The organism is Parabacteroides sp. PF5-6, assembly GCF_029504695.1.
GTDB lineage: Bacteria > Bacteroidota > Bacteroidia > Bacteroidales > Tannerellaceae > QVMG01.
Window position 1 is genome coordinate 269,781 of record NZ_JAQFIN010000003.1, and the last position, 18,144, is coordinate 287,924.

The window sequence follows — 18,144 nt, forward strand, 5'->3', positions numbered from 1 at the left end:
TTTTTTTTGTTATGGATTCAACAGCCGGATGGTATGCGTGGCGACAAGGGCGGCCGTTTCCGTGCGCAGCCGACTTTCACCCAACGAGATCGGTTCATAACCATAGGCTATCGCTAAATCGACCTCCTCCGCACTGAAGTCACCCTCCGGACCGATAACGATCCGCGCATCCTGTCCGGCTTTATAGGTATCTTTCAACAAAACCCTCTCCCCGGCTCCGCAATGGGCAATGAACTTGCGGCCGGCATACGGTTGTTTTATGAATTCCCGGAAAGGAGTCATTCCTTCCAGTGTCGGTAAACAGGCCTTTTGAGATTGTTTCATGGCGCTAACCATAATCTTTTCCAACCGGTTTGTTTTGATTTCTTTCCGTTCCGAATAACGACAATATAAACAGGTGATCGAATCGATTCCAATCTCTGTTGATTTCTCCACAAACCACTCCATCCGATCCATATTCTTTGTCGGAGCCACAGCTATATGTAAATGAGTATTCCATAACGGCTCCTGTTTTATCGTTTTCCGAATCGCAATCTCACAATGTTTGGGATGGGCTTTAATGATTATTGCCTCGTAAAAGTAACCTTTTCCGTCGGTCAATAATACAGGATCCCCTTCCGAAAGCCGTAGGACACGGATTGCATGGGCTGCCTCCTCTTCAGGCAACACATATTTCTCAATAATATCCGGAGTATAAAAGATCTGCATATTAGCCGAGAATCATTCCTATCATAGTAGCAGAGAGAACAGAAACCAAGGCGCCACCAATCATTGCCGGCACACCGAATCGAATAATCATGCCTTTCTTTTCCGGAGCCAATACGCCCATTCCGCCCAGCAGGATACCGATAGATGAAATATTGGCAAAGCCACAAAGAATATAGGTAGACATCAAGATTGATTTCTCATACACAAAAACACCGGCGTCTTTCCATTGTTGCATCTGCGCATAAGCGACAAATTCATTCAGGATCGTTTTCTGTCCCAACAAAGAACCGACGGTAGTGATGTCGGCCCCAGGAACGCCGATGAGCCACATAAAAGGCGCTAAGACAATACCGACGATAAACTGAAAGGTCAGTCCGGTAGACTTACCGTCCGTGATCCGCGTAATCCACTCGTTCAGGCCTGTATATCTCCCGATCAGATCATCCAGTACGTAATTCGCCAGTGCCACAAGAGAGATAAAGACCAACAGCATAGCGGCAATGTTTGTCATCAGCTTTACTCCGGTTACCGTACCGTTGGAAATCGCATCCAATACGGTCGACTTCTTTGATTCATTCTCTACCGGAACGATGATATCCGTCGCTTTCTCTGTCTGCGGACAAAGCATTTTCGCAATAACAATCGCGCCCGGAGCCGCCATGACGGAGGCCGAGAGTAAATGTTTGGCAAATAAGATACGGGAAGCCGGATCTGCTCCGGCCAACATGCCGATATACGTTCCCATTACGGAGCCGGCAATCGTACCCATGCCGGAAACCATCACCAGGAAGATCTCCGATTTATTCATCGCCGGCAAATAGTTTTTGATCAGTACCGGCGATTCGGTCATTCCCATAAAGATATTACCGGAAACCACCAGCCCTTCCGCACCGGAGATGTTCATAAACCGGCGAAGGACCCACGAAAAGCCGCCCACGACCTTTTGAATGATGCCCCAGTGGTAGAACATGGAAACCAAAGCCGAAAAGAAAATCACAATCGGAAGGGAATGCAAAAGGAAGCTGAATCCATTGGCCCGCGAGGCGTAAGGACCCAACAGGAAGTTAAGCCCTTCCTGGGTAAAGTCCATAAGTTTGACAAAGACCTTGCCTAAACCTTCCAATAAGGAACCGATAAAAGGAACATACAACACAGCCAAAGCAAATACCAGCTGCATCATTAGCCCGCCACCGACCAACTTCCAGTCGATCCGCTTGCGATCATAGCTCATCAAGTAACAAACAGCCATAATCGCGACCAAACCTAATATACCTCTCAGTAGTGAAATCAAATTAAAACCGATTTGTTCTTCCATCATAAAGTTCTTTCCTCCTCTTCTCGTTTATGTAGTTCATCTTTATACATCTTGGCGTATTCATAGTTCTCTTCTATTATCGCTTCTTCCAAACGTTCCTGCAAAGACTCCTTATCCAAAAGGCTAAGCCACTTGCCTAATTCTTCTTCCCCTTTCAGATCTTCCGGTTCGAGATCTAACAGATACGCATCAAGCTCATCGAGTAGCGCTTCACCCTCTTCGTTTTCTATGGTATCCTGACTTTCATCCAATACCACGCCACATTCACGCACAATCGCTTCGGTGGTATAGATACGGCACTTCATCCGCAACGCGATCGCGATCGCATCCGAGGTTCTCGAATCCAAACGGATCTCACGCACGCCATCCGAAAATAACAACTCGGAATAGAATACACCGTCTTCAAACTTATAGATGAACACTTCTTTCAGCTCTACCCCAAGAGTCCGGGAGAAAGAGGCAAATAAATCATGCGTCAACGGACGGGGTGGAATGATTTGTTCTAAAGCAATCGCGATGGATTGTGCTTCTGCCGTGCCGACAATAATAGGGATCCGCCTGAGACCATTTTCTTCGGCCAGGATAAGGGCATAGGCTCCTGATTGTATCTGACTGTTGGTCAGTCCCTGTACGCGTAATTCAATTCTTGTATCCACTAAGATCTAACTTATTTAAAAGGAACATAAATATAAGATTATATGGCAGAATGATTATAGAGATAGGCTTCGACCTGTTCAAAAGGAGCATCTTTCAGGACTACCGTTTTGTTTTTATCCAACAGATAAAGGCAAGGGATCGCCTTTAAGTCGTATATCTCTTCATTCTTTAGTATCACTTCGCGATCCTGTCCATTGATCCATACGGTGGGCATCTGAGGGATATGATTCACCCACGCTTCTTTATCTTCATCCGGGTAGACGGATAAGACTTTCAACTTCCCGGCGTTCAATAGCCCGTTAATCAACTGCGACTCTTTCATCGCCTGAGTCACCTCCCGGCAGTTCTCACAGTCGGGATTGTAGAAATATAAAAGAAGATAATCGGACTTCACCTGGTAGAGGCGGCCTTTTTTCCCATCGGGCAGTTCATACACAAAGTCGGTCGCCGACTCTCCCAAACGGTTCCGCAAAGCCACTTCAAGCAAATGCGCCGGGCGGATCTTATTCACCTCGTCTAACAAAGGGGTTTCCACCATCGCCTGCAAAACAGGGATATACAGTTCTTCATTGCGCAGGGGTGCATTGGGATCGTACAAATATTTTTCGAACAGATCCGTGAAATAGGTGTACATCTGTTTCTCTACTTCAGCTTTCTTCAACATATTGCGGATAGAAGAAACGGCTTTTTCCAGCGGGACCTCGCCCATCATATAGAGATAATTGGAAAAAGCCTGCTCCGTCACTTCCGGATGATGGATGTAGGCGGTATCGGTGAAATTAAACTTATCCCAGTAATGTTCAACGGCATATTCCATCCTGTGCTGCGGATCAGTGACTAAACTGGGGATCGTAACCATTTCAAAGACGGGTATTTTCTTCTCCTGCCCTTCTTCTTTCTTTTTCTGTTGCCCGCTACATGACAGACAAACCAACAGAGAGATTAAAATCGGAAGATATTTCATAACTTTCACTTTTATCGTTTCAGACAAAACAACATGCAAATATAGGATATTCCAATGAGAATAAGCCTTTCGATCCTATTAATTGCATATCTATTTGTAGAATCCGCAAGGTCCGGGTGGCTCCATTTCACTCTCCCGTGCGTCTTCAACAAAGAGGAATTTGCCATCCGAAAGAAAGACAGCTTATGATTATTAGGATTTTCAAAAAATAACCCATATCTTTGCGAACAAGATTGCTATTTAACTGTTTAGAAAGAAAAAGGACATCTTCTGTTTGATACAGATGCAATAATTTAGCCGAGTAAGGATTTGGGGATATTTCCTTACGGAGTATATGTTAAACCGTAAACAAAAAGAACGCTTGAAGTAGTGAGATTGACACCAGGCATGCCCGGGTTGTATCGCATCGCATCAGGCGAGTAATTAAAAGAAACGTTTTATGACAACTACCAGAGACCTAATGTGTGAAGCCGCAAGCTTTTATCCGGCGCCCCACAGCGCTTTGCGTTTCGATGCACCAGCATCCGGAACCAGACAATCTTCCATGTTAGAAACTTTCAAATGCAACCTGAACAAAGCGGGAATCCATTGGTATGAACTGAATTCTACCGAAGAGGTGAAGCCCCTTATCCACCAGATCCATCCGCAAGCCGATACGATCTGCTCAGCTGTTCCGGAGATCAAAGGAAATAAGGAGCTGAACCATGTGATCAATCCGTATGATCTGGGGAAAATGGATGTAACTATTATCCGTGCCGAATTCGGAGTGTCCCAGACCGGAATGGTTTGGATCGCCGAGAGCAGCATTCCCATCCGCACGTTAAAGCATATCACGCAGCATTTGGTTATCCTGATCCATCCGGACAGTATGGTAAAGAATATGTCCGAGGCTTACGAGGAGGTGTATTATAATGAAAGCAATTATGGTAGCTTCCTGCTCGGATATTCGGATATTTGCTCCTCTTCCCCGAAAGACAAAGGCACGTCGCAGCCTTTATCGATCAGTGTTTGCTTTGTTTAAGGAATAAGGAGTTGAAGGCCTTTGGGGCTTTCAGGTCATTAAGTCTTTTAGGTCTTTCAGGTCATTTAGGTCATTTAGGTCATTTAGGACTTAAAAGACTTAAAAGACCTAAAAGACCTAAAAGACTTAAAAGCCCTTATTCCAAATAGCGAGCCGTCAGCCCTTCAAAAGCATCGATCCTTCGATCGCGGAAGAAGGGCCACCAGCGACGGACTTGCTCACTGCGGCTTTTATCGATATCGATCACCTGCAGCTCTTCGGCATCCGGGCTTAATATCGTGAGCAGTTCCCCTTGCGGACCGGCCACGAAGCTCTTTCCCCAGAACCGAATGCCTTGCGTTTGCCCGGAAGGATCGGGCTCATGCCCTACCCGATTGACCGTCACCACCGGCAAGCCATTGGCAACAGCATGACCGCGTTGCACGGTCATCCAGGCATTCCATTGCCTTTCCTTTTCTTCTTCCGTATCACTGTTTTCCCAGCCGATAGCCGTCGGGTAGATCAATAGTTCGGCACCACGCATCGCCATCAGGCGGGCGGCTTCCGGATACCATTGGTCCCAACAGACCAATACGCCCAGGCGACCGACGGAGGTATCGATCGGTTCAAAACCCAGGTCGCCGGGTGTGAAATAAAACTTCTCATAATATGCCGGATCATCGGGGATATGCATCTTGCGATACCGCCCGGCAATCGTGCCGTCTTTCTCGATCACCACCGCCGTATTGTGATATAATCCGGGGGCTCTCTTTTCAAAGAGAGAAAGAACCAATACGATGCCCAACGCTTTGCCCAAGGCGCCAAACTGTTCGGTCGAAGGCCCGGGAATCGGCTCTGCCTGATCAAAATATTGCGTATCTTCCGTCTGACAGAAATAAAGTCCGTTATGCAGCTCCTGCAATACGACCAACTCCGCGCCTTGCGCGGCACACGTCCGGATCGATTGTTCCAGCTTCGCGATATTCGTCGCGTGATCTCCCGTATTTGCCTGTTGAATAATGCCAACCTTCATCGTTAATTAATAATTGATAGTTGATAATTGATAATTTTTTTACGCTTCGCTCCAATTCCTAATTCGTAATTCGTAATTTTTAATTAAAGCGTCCCTTCCGGATACTGCATCGTCACGCAATGCAACGATCCGTGCTGTTTGATCAGCGCCAGGCAGTTGATGCCGACAATCTCCCGGTCGGGGAAAGCCGTCTGCAAGGCGGTTCGCGCCACCTCGTCTTTCGGTGAATCGTAGAAAGGTACGAGAACGGCTCCGTTGAGGATCAAAAAATTGGCGTAGGTCGCCGGCAGTCGTTCTCCCTCCCACTCGACGGCGTCGGCCATCGGCAGGGCAATCAGCCGGTAAGGCTCACCATTGCGGCGGACAAAGGCTTGCAGTTCTTTTTCCATCTCGCACAGCTCTTCATAATGCTCATCTTCCGGATCCGTGCATTGTACGTAGGCAATCGTATCCTCGCTGCAAAAGCGTGCCAGCGTATCCACATGGCTGTCCGTATCATCGCCCGCCAGGTAACCGTGGCTAAGCCATAAGATCCGGTCTGTGCCGAACATCTCGTTCAGATAAAGCTCCAACTGTTCCTTCGGAATATATTCGTTGCGGTTGAACGACAAGAGGCATTCCTCGGTAGTCAACAACGTACCCGCGCCATCCGACTCAATACTCCCACCTTCCAAAACAAAAGGCCGCATATCCTGATAAGCAACCTCTTCGGCAAACACCTCCGCCATGAAAAGCATCCGGGTAATCAGATTATCCCGGTCGGCCGGAAACTTCATGCCCCAACCATTGAATACAAAGTCATAAACGACCGGCGCACCATCCACCTGCACCGTAATACCGCCATGATCGCGCGCCCAGGTGTCATTCGGGTCATAGGGAATAAAAACCAACCGGCTTTCATCCACCTCACCCAGTTGCTTGCGGATCGCCTCTTCGTCGCGCCCGACAATCAACAACTTCTCACGCTTCAGGATCTCCCGGGCAATCGCCACGAAACAAGGGATTACTTCATCCAATAGGGGCGCCCAGTCGGTTTCCTCGTGCGGCCAGGTCAACTGAACGCCACTTTGCGGATACCATTCCGCCGGTAAAAGGATTGTTTGCTCTTCCATACAGTTTAACTTATCGGGCATAAAAATACGCATTTCTCCGCACATTTCCCGGCAAAGCGCCGCGTTCCTTCAGCGGTTTCACTTTTTCCCCAGCGAAACAGCCCCCAAACCACTCCCGGCAAAGTACGGCCAATCGGAGACTGATCTTTCATCTATAATGCCATCTTTTTCTTCTTGTCCGGGAAATTTTCTCACTTCCCGGCCCGCTTTTCGTTGTTTGACAGCTGTGAAACAGTTGTTCGACAGCTGTCAAACAGCCGTTCGACGGCTGTGAAACGGCTGTTTCACAGCTGTCAAACAATGAAAAAGAGCTGTGAAACAACTGTTTCAAAGCCGTCAAACAAAAGAAGCAAGCCGGCGAATCACGAAATGCCCCCTGGAAGGCAGAAAGTTACGTTTATCTTTCCAGATTAAGTTCCTTAAGATTCTGTTGCAGTTCCTGCCGGGCAAAATAGATTCGGCTCTTTACGGTTCCCAGAGGCATGGCCAGTTGATCGGCTATCTCATGATATTTATAGCCGCTCAGGTAGAAAGAGAAAGGAATGCGCAGATCATCTTCCAGTTTCTCGATTGCCTGGTTTATTTCTTGAATGCGGTAGGAGGTCTCCGGAGAATCAAAGCTTGCCTCGCTTAATACCTCCAGGTTATAGAGATCGGCATATTGATCGACCATCGTTTGCGTACGCACCACCTTATGGTAGTTATTAATAAAGATATTGCGCATGATAGTCAGCACCCATCCTTTGAAATTCGTGTTATCTATATATTTTTCCTGATTATCGAGCACCTTCAGGGTGGTATCCTGCAACAATTCATGGGCTTCGTCGCTATTGGCCGTAAGCTTTAAGGCGAAATTCAGCATATTATCTTGTAAGCCTACTAAATTCTGTTGAAACTGATGTGTATTCATAATGGATATTGCCTTTGATTTACATTGCAAAGCTAAGTTTCGTTTCTATTATTGCCAACAGATAAAGTTTATCGGGAAATAGAGTTTATCTATAATTCCTTATCTTTGTAAGGAAAACACCAAAGATTTGCACGATGAACATCCAACAACTCGAATATATCCTGGCAGTCGATCAGTACCGCCATTTCGCCAAAGCAGCCGAGCACTGCCATGTCACTCAGCCCACCCTTAGTATGATGATCCAGAAGCTCGAAGACGAACTGGACACGAAGATCTTCGACCGCAGCATGCAACCGGTAACCCCTACGCCCAGCGGACGGAAAATCATCGAACAGGCACAGGTGGTATTGCGCGAAACCGGCCGTATCCAGGAGATCGCCAAAGAAGAACGCCATTCGTTGAAAGGAGAATTCCGCCTGGCGATCCTGCCCACGATCGCGCCTTACCTGTTGCCACGCTTCTTCCAACAACTGCGCAAGAAACATTCCGAACTCGATATTCGTATCCTGGAAATGAAAACAGCCGAGACCATGCTTGCCCTGCAAAGCGGCGAGATTGATGCGGCAATCATTGCCAATCAACCGGTGGAAGCCGTATTCAAAGGCGAAGTGCTTTTCTACGAACAGTTCTTTGTCTATATCGCCGAAAACGAATCGATCTTTCCCAAAGAGACGATCAAGACAGCCGATATCAGCGACGAAAACCTCTGGCTGTTGGACGAAGGACATTGCTTTCGCGACCAACTGATGCGCTTCTGCCAGATGGAAAAGGTCAAAGTGCGCCAGGCGGCTTACCAGTTGGGCAGCCTGGAGACCTTTATGCGTATGGTGGAAAGCCGCAACGGGATCACATTCATTCCCGAACTGGCCACCTTGCAACTGAGTGGTGAGCAGAAAAAACTGGTACGCCCCTTTGCCATTCCCCGTCCCTGCCGGGAGATTGTATGGGTTACCCGGAAGGACTTCGTGCGCCATTCCGTCGGCCAGCTGATCACGGAAAGTATCCGGTCTGCCGTGCCGAAAACAACCCTTTCGTTGCAACCCGGACACAAGGTGGTGTAAAAATTTATCACTTTTTGTTTGTATATTCAAAAGAAGTGTTACATTTGCTCCCTCAAACAAGAGAATTGTCAGAAATGAATCGATTTAGCTTTACATATTTTTATTTTTACTTTTATTATCGCATAATAAAGGCAGGAATATGTATGTAGAGCATTGATCAACAGAAATAGAACAATCAATAAGCATAATAGAAGTCCTGCCGCGTACGGTGGGACTTTTTTTGTGCGCAAAGGCAAACAAGATGATGAAAAAAAAGAAAGTCGCTATCCAGGGCATTGCCGGTTCGTATCACGATATCGCCAGCCACAATTATTTCGAAGGGGAAGAAATCGAGATCGTAGGATGTAACTCTTTCAAAGAAGTGATCGCTACGATCCGCAAAGATCCGGCTACGTTAGGACTGATGGCCATCGAGAATACCATTGCCGGCAGTCTGTTGCAAAACCACGAACTGATCCGGTTGAGCGGTTTGCGTGTGATTGGAGAATACAAACTCCGGATCGCCCATTCGCTGGTTGCCCTGCCCGGCACCACAATCCACGAGATCGAAGAGGTCAACTCCCACCCGATCGCCCTGATGCAATGTGCCGATTTCCTCGATACGCTGCCTCATGTCAAACTGGTGGAAAAAGAAGACACGGCGATGAGCGCCCGCTGGATCGCGCAAAACAAACTGAAAGGACACGCGGCCATCTGCGGCAAAGCGGCCGCAGAGATCTACCAGATGGAAGTTCTTGCCGAAGGCATCGAAACCAACAAACGCAACTTCACCCGCTTCCTGGCGTTGGCCGATCGCTGGACTGCCGAAGATCTGTTCCACCAGGAAGAAATCAATAAAGCCTCACTGGTATTTGCCCTGCCGCATACCGCCGGTAGCCTGTCGAAAGTCCTTTCTATCCTTTCTTTTTACGATATGAACCTATCCAAAATCCAATCTCTGCCGATCGTCGGCCGCGAATGGGAATATCTTTTCTACATTGACCTCACCTTTACCGATTTCACGCGATACAAACAGGCGCTCGATGCGATCCGCCCATTAACAAAAGACTTTAATATCTTAGGAGAATATGCAGAAGGTAAACAAAGCGTGTGAAATAGCACCCGCTACACGCGTAAGCAACGTACAAGAATACTACTTCTCGAAGAAACTGCAGGAAGTAGCCCGGATGAATGCCGCGGGAAAGAACGTGATCAATCTGGGAGTCGGAAGTCCTGATCTTCCACCGTCGGAACAGACGATAGAGACCTTGTGTCAGCATGCCCATCACGCCGGTGAGCATGGATATCAACCCTATATCGGCATTCCGGAACTGCGGAAAGGCTTTACCGACTGGTATCATCGCTGGTACGGTGTCGAACTCAATCCGCAAACGGAGATCCTGCCGCTGATCGGTTCCAAAGAGGGAGTATTGCACGTATCGATGGCGTTTCTGAATCCGGGCGACCGGGTGTTGATTCCCAATCCGGGCTATCCCACTTATACCTCCGTCAGCAAACTGGTCGGCGCTGAGATCGTTCCCTACAACCTCTGTGAAGAGACGGGATGGATGCCCGACTTTGAAACACTGGAGGCGATGGATCTCACCGGAGTAAAGATCATGTGGGTGAATTACCCCAATATGCCCACCGGAGCGAACGCGACAATGGAACTCTTTGAGAAATTAGTTACCTTTGGCCTCAAACACGGAATCATCATCTGCAATGACAATCCGTACAGTTTCATACTGAACGATCAGCCGTTGAGTATCCTCAGTGTGCCCGGAGCACGTGAGATCTGCATCGAGATGAACTCGATGAGTAAATCCCACAATATGCCGGGATGGCGCATCGCCATGCTGGCTACCAATGCCCGCTTTATCCATTGGATACTCAAAGTGAAGAGCAATGTCGACTCCGGCCAGTTCAAACCGATGCAATATGCGGCGGCAGAAGCATTGAACGCGCCCAAGGAATGGTATGAAAGTATGAACCGGGTGTACGCCCAAAGGCGGCGGTTGGCAGGTAAGATAATGAAAGCCCTGGGCTGCCGGTATGATGAAGCACAGGTAGGCATGTTCCTTTGGGGACGGGTGCCCGATCACACAGGAAACGCCGAAGCAGTGGCCGACCGGATCCTATACAATGCGAATGTCTTTATCACACCGGGCTTTATCTTCGGCGATCAGGGAGAAAAATATATTCGCATATCCCTTTGCTGCCCGGAGGAGACATTAAAAGAGGCATTACGGAGAGTCGTAATGCTGCAGAATTAAAAGAAATTCAGATAGAAGCAATATACTATCTCGGCTCCTCTCCTGGCCAGGAGAGGAGGACCAACGCTTGCGTTGGTGGAGAGGTTGTCTCCCCCTCGTCTGACCAGGCGAGGACACAAGATAGTTATCAAGTAAAAAAAGTAACATAGATATATAATGAACTTAGCATTAGAATCAATCGTATTACCGGGTGTCGACCCAAGTCGCCCGATCGTTATAGCCGGTCCGTGCAGTGCGGAAACCGAAGAACAGGTATTGGAAGCCGCCAAAGCGCTTGCATCCCGTGGGGTCAAGATCTTCCGCGCCGGGATCTGGAAACCGCGCACCAAACCCGGAGGCTTTGAAGGCGTAGGCACCGTCGGGCTGTCCTGGCTGAAACGGGTCAAAGAAGAGACCGGGATGTATGTCGCCACCGAAGTGGCCACCAAAGATCATATCAAAGAAGCTTTGGAGATGGGCATCGATATCTTATGGATCGGGGCGCGTACCACCGTCAATCCTTTTGCCGTGCAGGAGATCGCCGATGCGTTGCAAGGCGTGGATATCCCGGTCTTGATCAAAAACCCGGTCAATCCCGACCTGGAATTGTGGATCGGAGCGATCGAACGAATCTACGGCGCCGGTATCCGCCGCATCGGTGTGATCCACCGCGGCTTTAGCTCGTACGACAAAAAGATGTACCGCAACCTCCCACTCTGGCATATCCCCATCGAACTGCGTCGACGGATGCCGAACCTGCCGATCTTCTGCGACCCCAGCCATATCGGTGGCCGCCGCGAACTGATCGCTCCCCTGTCGCAGCAAGCAATGGACCTGAGCTTCGACGGCTTGATGATCGAAAGCCATTGCTGTCCGGACAACGCCTGGAGCGATGCCAGTCAACAGATCACGCCCGAGGTATTGGATTACGTCTTGAACCTGTTGGTGATCCGCGATGTGCACCAAACGACGGAGAACCTGAGTGAACTGCGCCGCCAGATCGACCAGATCGACGAACAACTGCTCGAACTCCTGGCCAAGCGTATGCGTATCTCCCGTGAGATCGGTATCTATAAGAAAGAGCACAATATGCCCATCCTGCAGTCTCCCCGTTACAATGAGATCCTCACCAAACGTTCCGATATGGGCGAAGCCATGGAGCTGGATACCGACTTTGTCAAAGAGATCCTGCAAGAGATCCACGAAGAATCCGTGCGTCAACAAGTAATAATCATGAACCAATGAAAATACTAATCTTAGGTGCCGGAAAGATGGGATCTTTCTTCACCGACCTATTGAGCTTCGACCATGAAGTAGCTGTCCTGGAACAGGATCCGAAACGGATGCGCTTTATCTATAACGCCCTGCGTATGCAGAAGCCGGAAGAGATCCGGGAGTTCGCACCGGAGCTGGTGATCAACTGCGTCACGTTGAACTACACCATCGAGGCATTCCAGATGGTATTGCCCTACCTGCCGCCTTATTGCATTATCTCCGATATCGCTTCGGTCAAGACCCATCTGAAGGAGTTCTATGAGACCTGCGGTTTCCCTTATGTTTCAACGCACCCGATGTTCGGCCCAACCTTCGCCAACCTGGCGAACCTAGCAAAAGAGAATACGATTATCATCTCCGAGGGAGATCACCTGGGTAAGATCTTTTTCAAAGACCTCTACAACGGCCTGCACCTGAACATCTGCGAATACACGTTCGAAGAGCACGATAAAGTCGTCGCCTATTCCTTGGGTATCCCGTTTGCTTCGACCATTGTCTTTGCCGCGATCATGAAGCATCAGGACGCGCCGGGAACCACCTTCAAGCGTCACATGAAGATCGCCCGCGGCCTCTTCTCCGAAGACGATTACCTCCTGACGGAAATCCTTTTCAACCCGCGCACCCCCAACCAAATCAACCGCATCCAGGAAGAACTGTCCGCCCTGCAGGAGATCATCCAAAAGAAAGACAGCGAAGCCATGAAAACCTACCTCAAGAAGATACGGAAGAATATAGAGTAAAGTTCTTCGGCTTTCATTATCTTTGTCCTGTGCTCCATACTGGAAAAATATGAAAAATAAGAAGAGAGTCCTTTTCACTATTGGCATTACGCTGTTTGCATTGTTCTTTGTATTGCCGGCTGTCGTGTTCAGTATAATAAACTGGGGCATTCTGCCTTCGCGGAAGCTGACGCCGATCGTGGTGAACGAGGTGAACAAACGCATCAACGGGCAGTTCGAATGTGAAGAGGTGGAATTGACGTTCTTCAACACCTACCCGCATCTGGGGCTGAGCCTGAGTGGCGGACAGTTAGACTCCCTATTACGTTTCAAGGAGGTGGTATTGACCATTCGTCCGATGGATTATCTCTTCAAAGGGATCCTGACGATCGGGGATGTACGGATTGAAGATCCGGTCTTCTATGGATTGGTGGATAGTGAAGGCCGGGCAAACTGGGATGTCCTGATCGCTTCGGAAGAAGAGCAGGAAGAAGATGCGGACACCATGCAACTCCCTCCCATCGATCTGCAAAAGGTAGAAATCACCGGCGGCTCTTTCACCTACGACGACCGGCAGGCAGATATCTATACCGAGGTAGAAGGCTTCTTCCTGACACTGACCGGTTCGCTCATCAACGGAGGGAATACCTTATCGGTCGAAACCGGCTCCTCCTCCATCCTTTTCGAAAGTCCGGATTATTCGTTGAACAACAATATGGCTCTTCATTTTGAAAGCGACATCGAACTGACGGACAACTACCATACCGTTACACTGAAAAACTCGGCGATGCGACTCAACAACCTGCCTTTCTCGGCTGACGGTTCATTCAGCTACCTACCCGAAATGAATATTCTCGCGATGAATGTAGAGATGGGCTTGCAGGCTTCCGACCTGAACGAGCTGATCGGCTTCATTCCGGAGGCTTACCTGAAGAACCGGGCGGATATCCTCGCCACCGGATCGATCCGGATGGATGCGAATATCTTCGGGGAACTGGGAGATCATGTCATGCCGACGATCAACGCAACCTGCACGTTGGAGAACGGTTCCTACCACATGAAAGGAGTCGATCAGGGTATCGACGCCCTGGAGATGGAAATGGACATTCTACTCAGCGGAGCGGAACCCGAGGCGTCGCACGTCACCCTTGATAAGTTGAACCTGACGGGAATGAACACTTCGCTGCAAATGAACGGAAAGGTAACCGATATCCTGCAGTCGCCGGCCGTGGATGCAACCATCAAAGGGAAGGTCGACCTTACCCGCATGGCCGGAGAGCTTATGGATGCCGATACATTACTGATCGAAGGATTTATGGATGCCGATATTCAGGCTTCTTTCACGGTGGACGACCTACTCGAAGGGCGATACAATAAGATTCAAGCCCTGGGCTACTTCAATATCGACTCGCTCAAAGCGTTCAGCGAACCCTACGAGATGGATGTATTCGTCCGAGGCGTTCACTTTACGATGGACACTGTCAAATCAACCAGCCGGTATATCAAAGGAGATAACCTGTTGAGCGGCGCTTTGACGGTCGACCGGATGCGCGTCAAGTACAAAGAAGATATTAATACCATGCTTCGGGGCATGGAGATCACGGCTAAGACCTCCCCGGTGATCGATACGACCGAAGTGATGTCGGTCACCTCCCATATACGGGTGGAACAGATCCGTTCGCGCCTGCCCGACTCGGTAACGATCGTGGCCAAGAACGCTTACCTGCGGGGCGGCACCAAACCGTCGGACTCCAATAAGAAAATCCCGCAATTGATGGCTGCCATTACGGTGGATTCGCTACGCTATTTCGATATTCCCTCTCAGATGGGGATCTCGTTTGCCGCAAGCACATTCAGCGTCGAAGCGCTCCCGCTCAGGGATGCGATGCGACAACGGATGCAAACCGCACGACAAGACAGCACCCGGCAAATGAGTGCACGCACTTCGTCCGGACGCCAACGGGAAGCCCGGGCAAACCGGCGCCAACAGCCAACCGACTCCGTGCCCGCCAATGCAACAACAGCCTCTTCTTCCACCGATCTATTGCGCAACTGGGAAGTACGGGGGTCGGTGCTCTTCGATCAGATGCGTCTCTTCAGCCGTGCCTTCCCGTTGCCGATGCGGATGGAAAAGACGAAGGTGAAGTTCGACACCAACACGGTGCAGTTCACCGATGCCCTGTTCTATGCCGGCAACAGCAACTTCACCCTGACCGGCGAGATCAACAGTATCCGTCGGGCCATGCTCAGGGGAGGCAAACTGCAAGGCAAGTTCTCGGTCGGGTCCGATTATATGGATTGCAACCAATTGATCGGAGCGATCAGCCGGGGCATGCAAGAGATGGAACAACAAGACCAACGGGAACAGGACGTCCTATTGGCGGATGACAACCTGGCCAGTCTGGAGATTCTGCAAGACTCTGTCGCAACCCAACCGGCCGACTCGGCGGACAGGCTCTTTGTCGTCCCGGCTTTTCTCGATATGTCGCTGGTCATGAATGCAAAGAAGATCGATTACAAAGACCTCGAGATGGAACATGTCGAAGGGGAGATCGTCATGCGCAACCAGAGCATCAACCTGAAGAAACTGGATATGCGGTCGAATATCGGCGAAGGCAATTTCAGTATGTATTACACAGCAAAAAACACGGAGAAGGCTTCCGTTGGCTGCGACCTCGAGATGCGCGCCATACAGGTGGAAAAACTCATCGACCTTTACCCGGCAATCGACACCCTACTGCCGATGCTTCGCTCTTTTGAAGGGATTGTGGACTGCACCATGGCGGTGACCTGTGATATCGACTCCACCTCGTCGGTTATTCTGCCCTCGCTCCATACCGGCTGCTCGGTCGCGGGGAAAAACATGGTATTACTGGATGGCGAAACCTTTGCGGAGATATCGAAAACACTCATGTTCAAGAACAAAGAAAAGAATGTGATCGACAATATCTCGGTCGATCTGGTGGTGAAAGAGAATAAAATCCAGATTTTCCCATTCCTTCTGGAGATGGACCGCTACCGGGTGGCTGTGGGCGGCACGCACAACCTGGATATGACGTTCAACTATCACGTGTCCGTATTGAAATCGCCCGTTCCGTTCAAGCTTGGGGTCGATGTGACAGGTAACCTGGACGATTTCAAGTACAAAATAGTCAAATGCCGCTACAAAGATATCTTCCAGGCGGCCACCCAGAAAGAGCTCGATCCGACGCCGCACAATCTTCGCGCGGAGATCAAAGAGTATATCCGTCAGCAAATCGTAGAAAACGCCCCCGAACTGGCCCTGCTCCCACCGCAAAGGCCACGGGAAACGGCAGAAGAAAAAGAGGATTAGCCCATTGGTCATTTCTTCGCATTTGTTCGTCTAATACCCGAATGATTGATACAATTAACTAAAAGTCTTCATGCCGATCCGTCGAAACCCGTTATATTTGTCCGTAGGAGGTAAAAAAGATAAAGATGAAAAGATTAACTCTCTTGATGTTGGCCGGTCTGATAGGGCTGGCGGCATGTTCCAGCGACGACGATGACAAGAAAATAAAGTTAAACAAACTGACCAAAGTCACCTGTTACAAAAACAGTGAGTCTGCCCCTGTCTTTCAGGTTGAGATTTATTACAATCCCGACGGCACGATCTCACGCCTGCAGGATGCAGAGAAAGGAAAGTTGGAATTTACTTACGTCGATAAGAAGAAACTGACGGTGAGCGGTCCCGAGTCCGAAAAGATCGAGTATGCATTGAACAATAACTTCATCACGCAGATGAAAACCTACGCCCTCAATCCTTATGCGGAAAACACGGTTTACAGCAATGAAGAATACACGTACACCTACCGAAGGGATAAGTTAAATACAGCCGACAAACTAATCCGCTGGCCTTTGGAAAACAGCCTGCAATACGAGACCAGAACCTATTCCGCCTACGACAACTATACCTGGGAAGGGAATAATATCAACCGGTTCTCCCAGGAAACAAAAGAAATGATTTATGAATACATGCCGGATAAACGTCCGGAGAATCTGCCGTTCATGGTTTTAAGCGCATTCTCTCCCATTAGCTTCGACGCTTTCAGTCCGATCAACTTCTACCGGGGAGCATTGAACGCACAACTGGTATCCCGTGCCTACTGGTACCAGGTTCCGAACACCGACATCAGCGCCGAATACCTCTTCGACTACACCTTCCGCAACGAATACGTCACCACCATCTTCATCGAAGAAACCGATCATACCACCAACAACGGCGGCATGAACACCTACACGATTCATTTGGAGTATAATTATCAGAATTGAAACAAATCCTCACCATTTCCCTCTTGAGAATGCCTGGCAAATGCGGCATCCCATCCTGCACGCGGTTTAGTGCTTTGTAATAAATCCGGTCGCAACCGGGCAGTGCGCTCCTGGGCTTGCTGCAGCTTCCATTCGTCGATTTTGCGTTCGTGGCCTGACAGCAATACATCGGGGACTTTCCAACCTTTGTATTCCGCCGGACGGGTATAGACGGGCGGGGCTAAGAGGTTATCCTGAAAAGAGTCGGAAAGGGCGCTTTGTTCGTCGCCAATCGCACCGGGGATCAGGCGGACAACGGCATCGGTGATAATGGCAGCAGCCAGTTCACCACCCGTCAATACATAATCGCCGACGGAGATCTCTTTCGTAATCAGATGCTCCCGGATCCGGTAGTCGACCCCTTTATAATGCCCGCAAAGGATGATGATATTATTCAGCAATGACATTTGGTTGGCCATCGGCTGGTTGAAAGTCTCGCCATCCGGGGAAGTATAGATCACCTCGTCGTACGTGCGTTCACTCTTCAAGGCAGAGATCGCCCGGTCGATCGGTTCGATTTGCATCACCATACCGGCTTCTCCGCCAAAAGGATAATCGTCCACCCGACGCCATTTATTAGTCGTGTAATCGCGCAGGTTATGCAGATGGATCTCTGCCAATCCTTTATCCTGGGCACGTTTAACGATAGAACAATTAATCATCCCGTCGATCATTTCGGGCAGTACGGTAAGTATATCGATTCGCATGGGTACAAAATATTAATGATTGAGGTATTTAACCGGGCAGCAAAGGTATTGTTTTTGCCTGATTTTATTAGCCGTTTCACGAATAATTCGTATTTTTGCCCGTCAATTTACGAAATGAGA

15 protein-coding genes and 1 pseudogene are annotated in these 18,144 nt (G+C 49.2%); 8 read left to right on the plus strand and 8 right to left on the minus strand.

The features are described 5' to 3' along the window. Positions 1-9: 9 nt before the first annotated feature. Genes M2133_RS05350 through M2133_RS05365 form a run of 4 tightly spaced genes read right to left on the minus strand, consistent with a single transcriptional unit; the run spans position 10 to position 3,644 of the window. Positions 10-708, minus strand: coding sequence for a 16S rRNA (uracil(1498)-N(3))-methyltransferase (locus M2133_RS05350; protein WP_277464965.1), 699 nt, complete (start codon positions 706-708; stop codon positions 10-12). Position 709: 1 nt separating this feature from the next. Further along, positions 710-2,026, minus strand: a complete 1,317-nt coding sequence (locus M2133_RS05355) for a nucleoside transporter C-terminal domain-containing protein (protein WP_277464966.1) — start codon at positions 2,024-2,026, stop codon at positions 710-712. After that, entirely contained in the window at positions 2,023-2,679 is a 657-nt protein-coding gene (locus M2133_RS05360) for a bifunctional nuclease family protein (protein WP_277464967.1), read from the minus strand. The genes M2133_RS05355 and M2133_RS05360 overlap by 4 nt, the downstream gene beginning before the upstream one ends. Positions 2,680-2,717: 38 nt before the next feature. Continuing rightward, a complete protein-coding gene (locus M2133_RS05365) occupies positions 2,718-3,644 on the minus strand; it encodes a DUF5106 domain-containing protein (protein ID WP_277464968.1) in 927 nt (308 codons plus the stop codon). A 439-nt stretch (positions 3,645-4,083) separates the two neighbouring features. Between M2133_RS05365 and M2133_RS05370 the strand changes: the two genes are divergently transcribed. Next, complete coding sequence (locus M2133_RS05370) at positions 4,084-4,665, plus strand: hypothetical protein (protein WP_277464969.1); 582 nt, start codon at positions 4,084-4,086, stop codon at positions 4,663-4,665. Positions 4,666-4,801: 136 nt separating this feature from the next. On the opposite strand, the gene M2133_RS05375 is transcribed toward M2133_RS05370, so the two are convergent. The 3 genes from M2133_RS05375 to M2133_RS05385 form a co-directional block, all read right to left on the minus strand. After that, on the minus strand, positions 4,802-5,677 hold the full coding sequence (locus M2133_RS05375; RefSeq protein ID WP_277464971.1) for a carbon-nitrogen hydrolase: 876 nt from the start codon (positions 5,675-5,677) through the stop codon (positions 4,802-4,804). Between the two features lie 83 nt (positions 5,678-5,760). Continuing rightward, on the minus strand, positions 5,761-6,789 hold the full coding sequence (locus M2133_RS05380; protein ID WP_277464972.1) for an agmatine deiminase family protein: 1,029 nt from the start codon (positions 6,787-6,789) through the stop codon (positions 5,761-5,763). 397 nt (positions 6,790-7,186) lie between these two features. After that, positions 7,187-7,699: an RNA polymerase sigma factor gene (locus M2133_RS05385; RefSeq protein ID WP_277464973.1), complete on the minus strand. Its 513-nt coding sequence runs from the start codon at positions 7,697-7,699 to the stop codon at positions 7,187-7,189. 134 nt (positions 7,700-7,833) lie between these two features. Here M2133_RS05385 and M2133_RS05390 point away from each other — a divergent pair, with 134 nt between their 5' ends. The 7 genes from M2133_RS05390 to M2133_RS05420 all read left to right on the plus strand — a co-directional run bounded on the left by M2133_RS05390 (position 7,834) and on the right by M2133_RS05420 (position 17,278). Continuing rightward, on the plus strand, positions 7,834-8,760 hold the full coding sequence (locus M2133_RS05390; protein WP_277464974.1) for a hydrogen peroxide-inducible genes activator: 927 nt from the start codon (positions 7,834-7,836) through the stop codon (positions 8,758-8,760). Positions 8,761-9,004: 244 nt separating this feature from the next. Then, a complete protein-coding gene (locus M2133_RS05395) occupies positions 9,005-9,853 on the plus strand; it encodes a prephenate dehydratase (RefSeq protein ID WP_277465108.1) in 849 nt (282 codons plus the stop codon). Then, positions 9,828-11,012 (plus strand): aminotransferase class I/II-fold pyridoxal phosphate-dependent enzyme, encoded by a 1,185-nt coding sequence (locus M2133_RS05400; protein WP_277464975.1) that lies wholly within the window; start codon positions 9,828-9,830, stop codon positions 11,010-11,012. Before M2133_RS05395 ends, M2133_RS05400 begins: the two co-directional genes overlap by 26 nt. Positions 11,013-11,168: 156 nt before the next feature. Further along, positions 11,169-12,236, plus strand: coding sequence for a bifunctional 3-deoxy-7-phosphoheptulonate synthase/chorismate mutase type II (locus M2133_RS05405; RefSeq protein WP_277464976.1), 1,068 nt, complete (start codon positions 11,169-11,171; stop codon positions 12,234-12,236). Further along, positions 12,233-13,006, plus strand: coding sequence for a prephenate dehydrogenase/arogenate dehydrogenase family protein (locus M2133_RS05410; RefSeq protein ID WP_277464977.1), 774 nt, complete (start codon positions 12,233-12,235; stop codon positions 13,004-13,006). Before M2133_RS05405 ends, M2133_RS05410 begins: the two co-directional genes overlap by 4 nt. Positions 13,007-13,055: 49 nt before the next feature. Next, entirely contained in the window at positions 13,056-16,319 is a 3,264-nt protein-coding gene (locus M2133_RS05415) for an AsmA-like C-terminal region-containing protein (protein WP_277464978.1), read from the plus strand. Between the two features lie 125 nt (positions 16,320-16,444). Next, the gene (locus M2133_RS05420; protein ID WP_277464979.1) at positions 16,445-17,278 is read left to right on the plus strand and encodes a DUF5032 domain-containing protein; all 834 of its coding nucleotides are present in this window, start codon (positions 16,445-16,447) and stop codon (positions 17,276-17,278) included. A gap of 74 nt (positions 17,279-17,352) precedes the next feature. Here the strand turns inward: M2133_RS05420 and trmD are convergent. After that, positions 17,353-18,024: pseudogene (gene trmD / locus M2133_RS05425) on the minus strand (tRNA (guanosine(37)-N1)-methyltransferase TrmD); the annotation flags it as partial. Between the last annotated feature and the right edge of the window lie 120 nt (positions 18,025-18,144).

Excerpts from the sequence above, each read along its gene's own strand:
- M2133_RS05405 (WP_277464976.1), top strand. The coding sequence starts at position 11,169 with ATGAACTTAGCATTAGAATCAATCGTATTACCGGGTGTCGACCCAAGT.
- M2133_RS05385 (WP_277464973.1), bottom strand. The coding sequence starts at position 7,699 with ATGAATACACATCAGTTTCAACAGAATTTAGTAGGCTTACAAGATAAT.
- M2133_RS05395 (WP_277465108.1), top strand. The coding sequence starts at position 9,005 with ATGAAAAAAAAGAAAGTCGCTATCCAGGGCATTGCCGGTTCGTATCAC.
- M2133_RS05380 (WP_277464972.1), bottom strand. The coding sequence starts at position 6,789 with ATGGAAGAGCAAACAATCCTTTTACCGGCGGAATGGTATCCGCAAAGT.
- M2133_RS05410 (WP_277464977.1), top strand. The coding sequence starts at position 12,233 with ATGAAAATACTAATCTTAGGTGCCGGAAAGATGGGATCTTTCTTCACC.
- M2133_RS05415 (WP_277464978.1), top strand. The coding sequence starts at position 13,056 with ATGAAAAATAAGAAGAGAGTCCTTTTCACTATTGGCATTACGCTGTTT.
- M2133_RS05355 (WP_277464966.1), bottom strand. The coding sequence starts at position 2,026 with ATGATGGAAGAACAAATCGGTTTTAATTTGATTTCACTACTGAGAGGT.
- M2133_RS05400 (WP_277464975.1), top strand. The coding sequence starts at position 9,828 with ATGCAGAAGGTAAACAAAGCGTGTGAAATAGCACCCGCTACACGCGTA.
- M2133_RS05420 (WP_277464979.1), top strand. The coding sequence starts at position 16,445 with ATGAAAAGATTAACTCTCTTGATGTTGGCCGGTCTGATAGGGCTGGCG.
- M2133_RS05375 (WP_277464971.1), bottom strand. The coding sequence starts at position 5,677 with ATGAAGGTTGGCATTATTCAACAGGCAAATACGGGAGATCACGCGACG.
- M2133_RS05390 (WP_277464974.1), top strand. The coding sequence starts at position 7,834 with ATGAACATCCAACAACTCGAATATATCCTGGCAGTCGATCAGTACCGC.
- M2133_RS05350 (WP_277464965.1), bottom strand. The coding sequence starts at position 708 with ATGCAGATCTTTTATACTCCGGATATTATTGAGAAATATGTGTTGCCT.
- M2133_RS05370 (WP_277464969.1), top strand. The coding sequence starts at position 4,084 with ATGACAACTACCAGAGACCTAATGTGTGAAGCCGCAAGCTTTTATCCG.
- M2133_RS05365 (WP_277464968.1), bottom strand. The coding sequence starts at position 3,644 with ATGAAATATCTTCCGATTTTAATCTCTCTGTTGGTTTGTCTGTCATGT.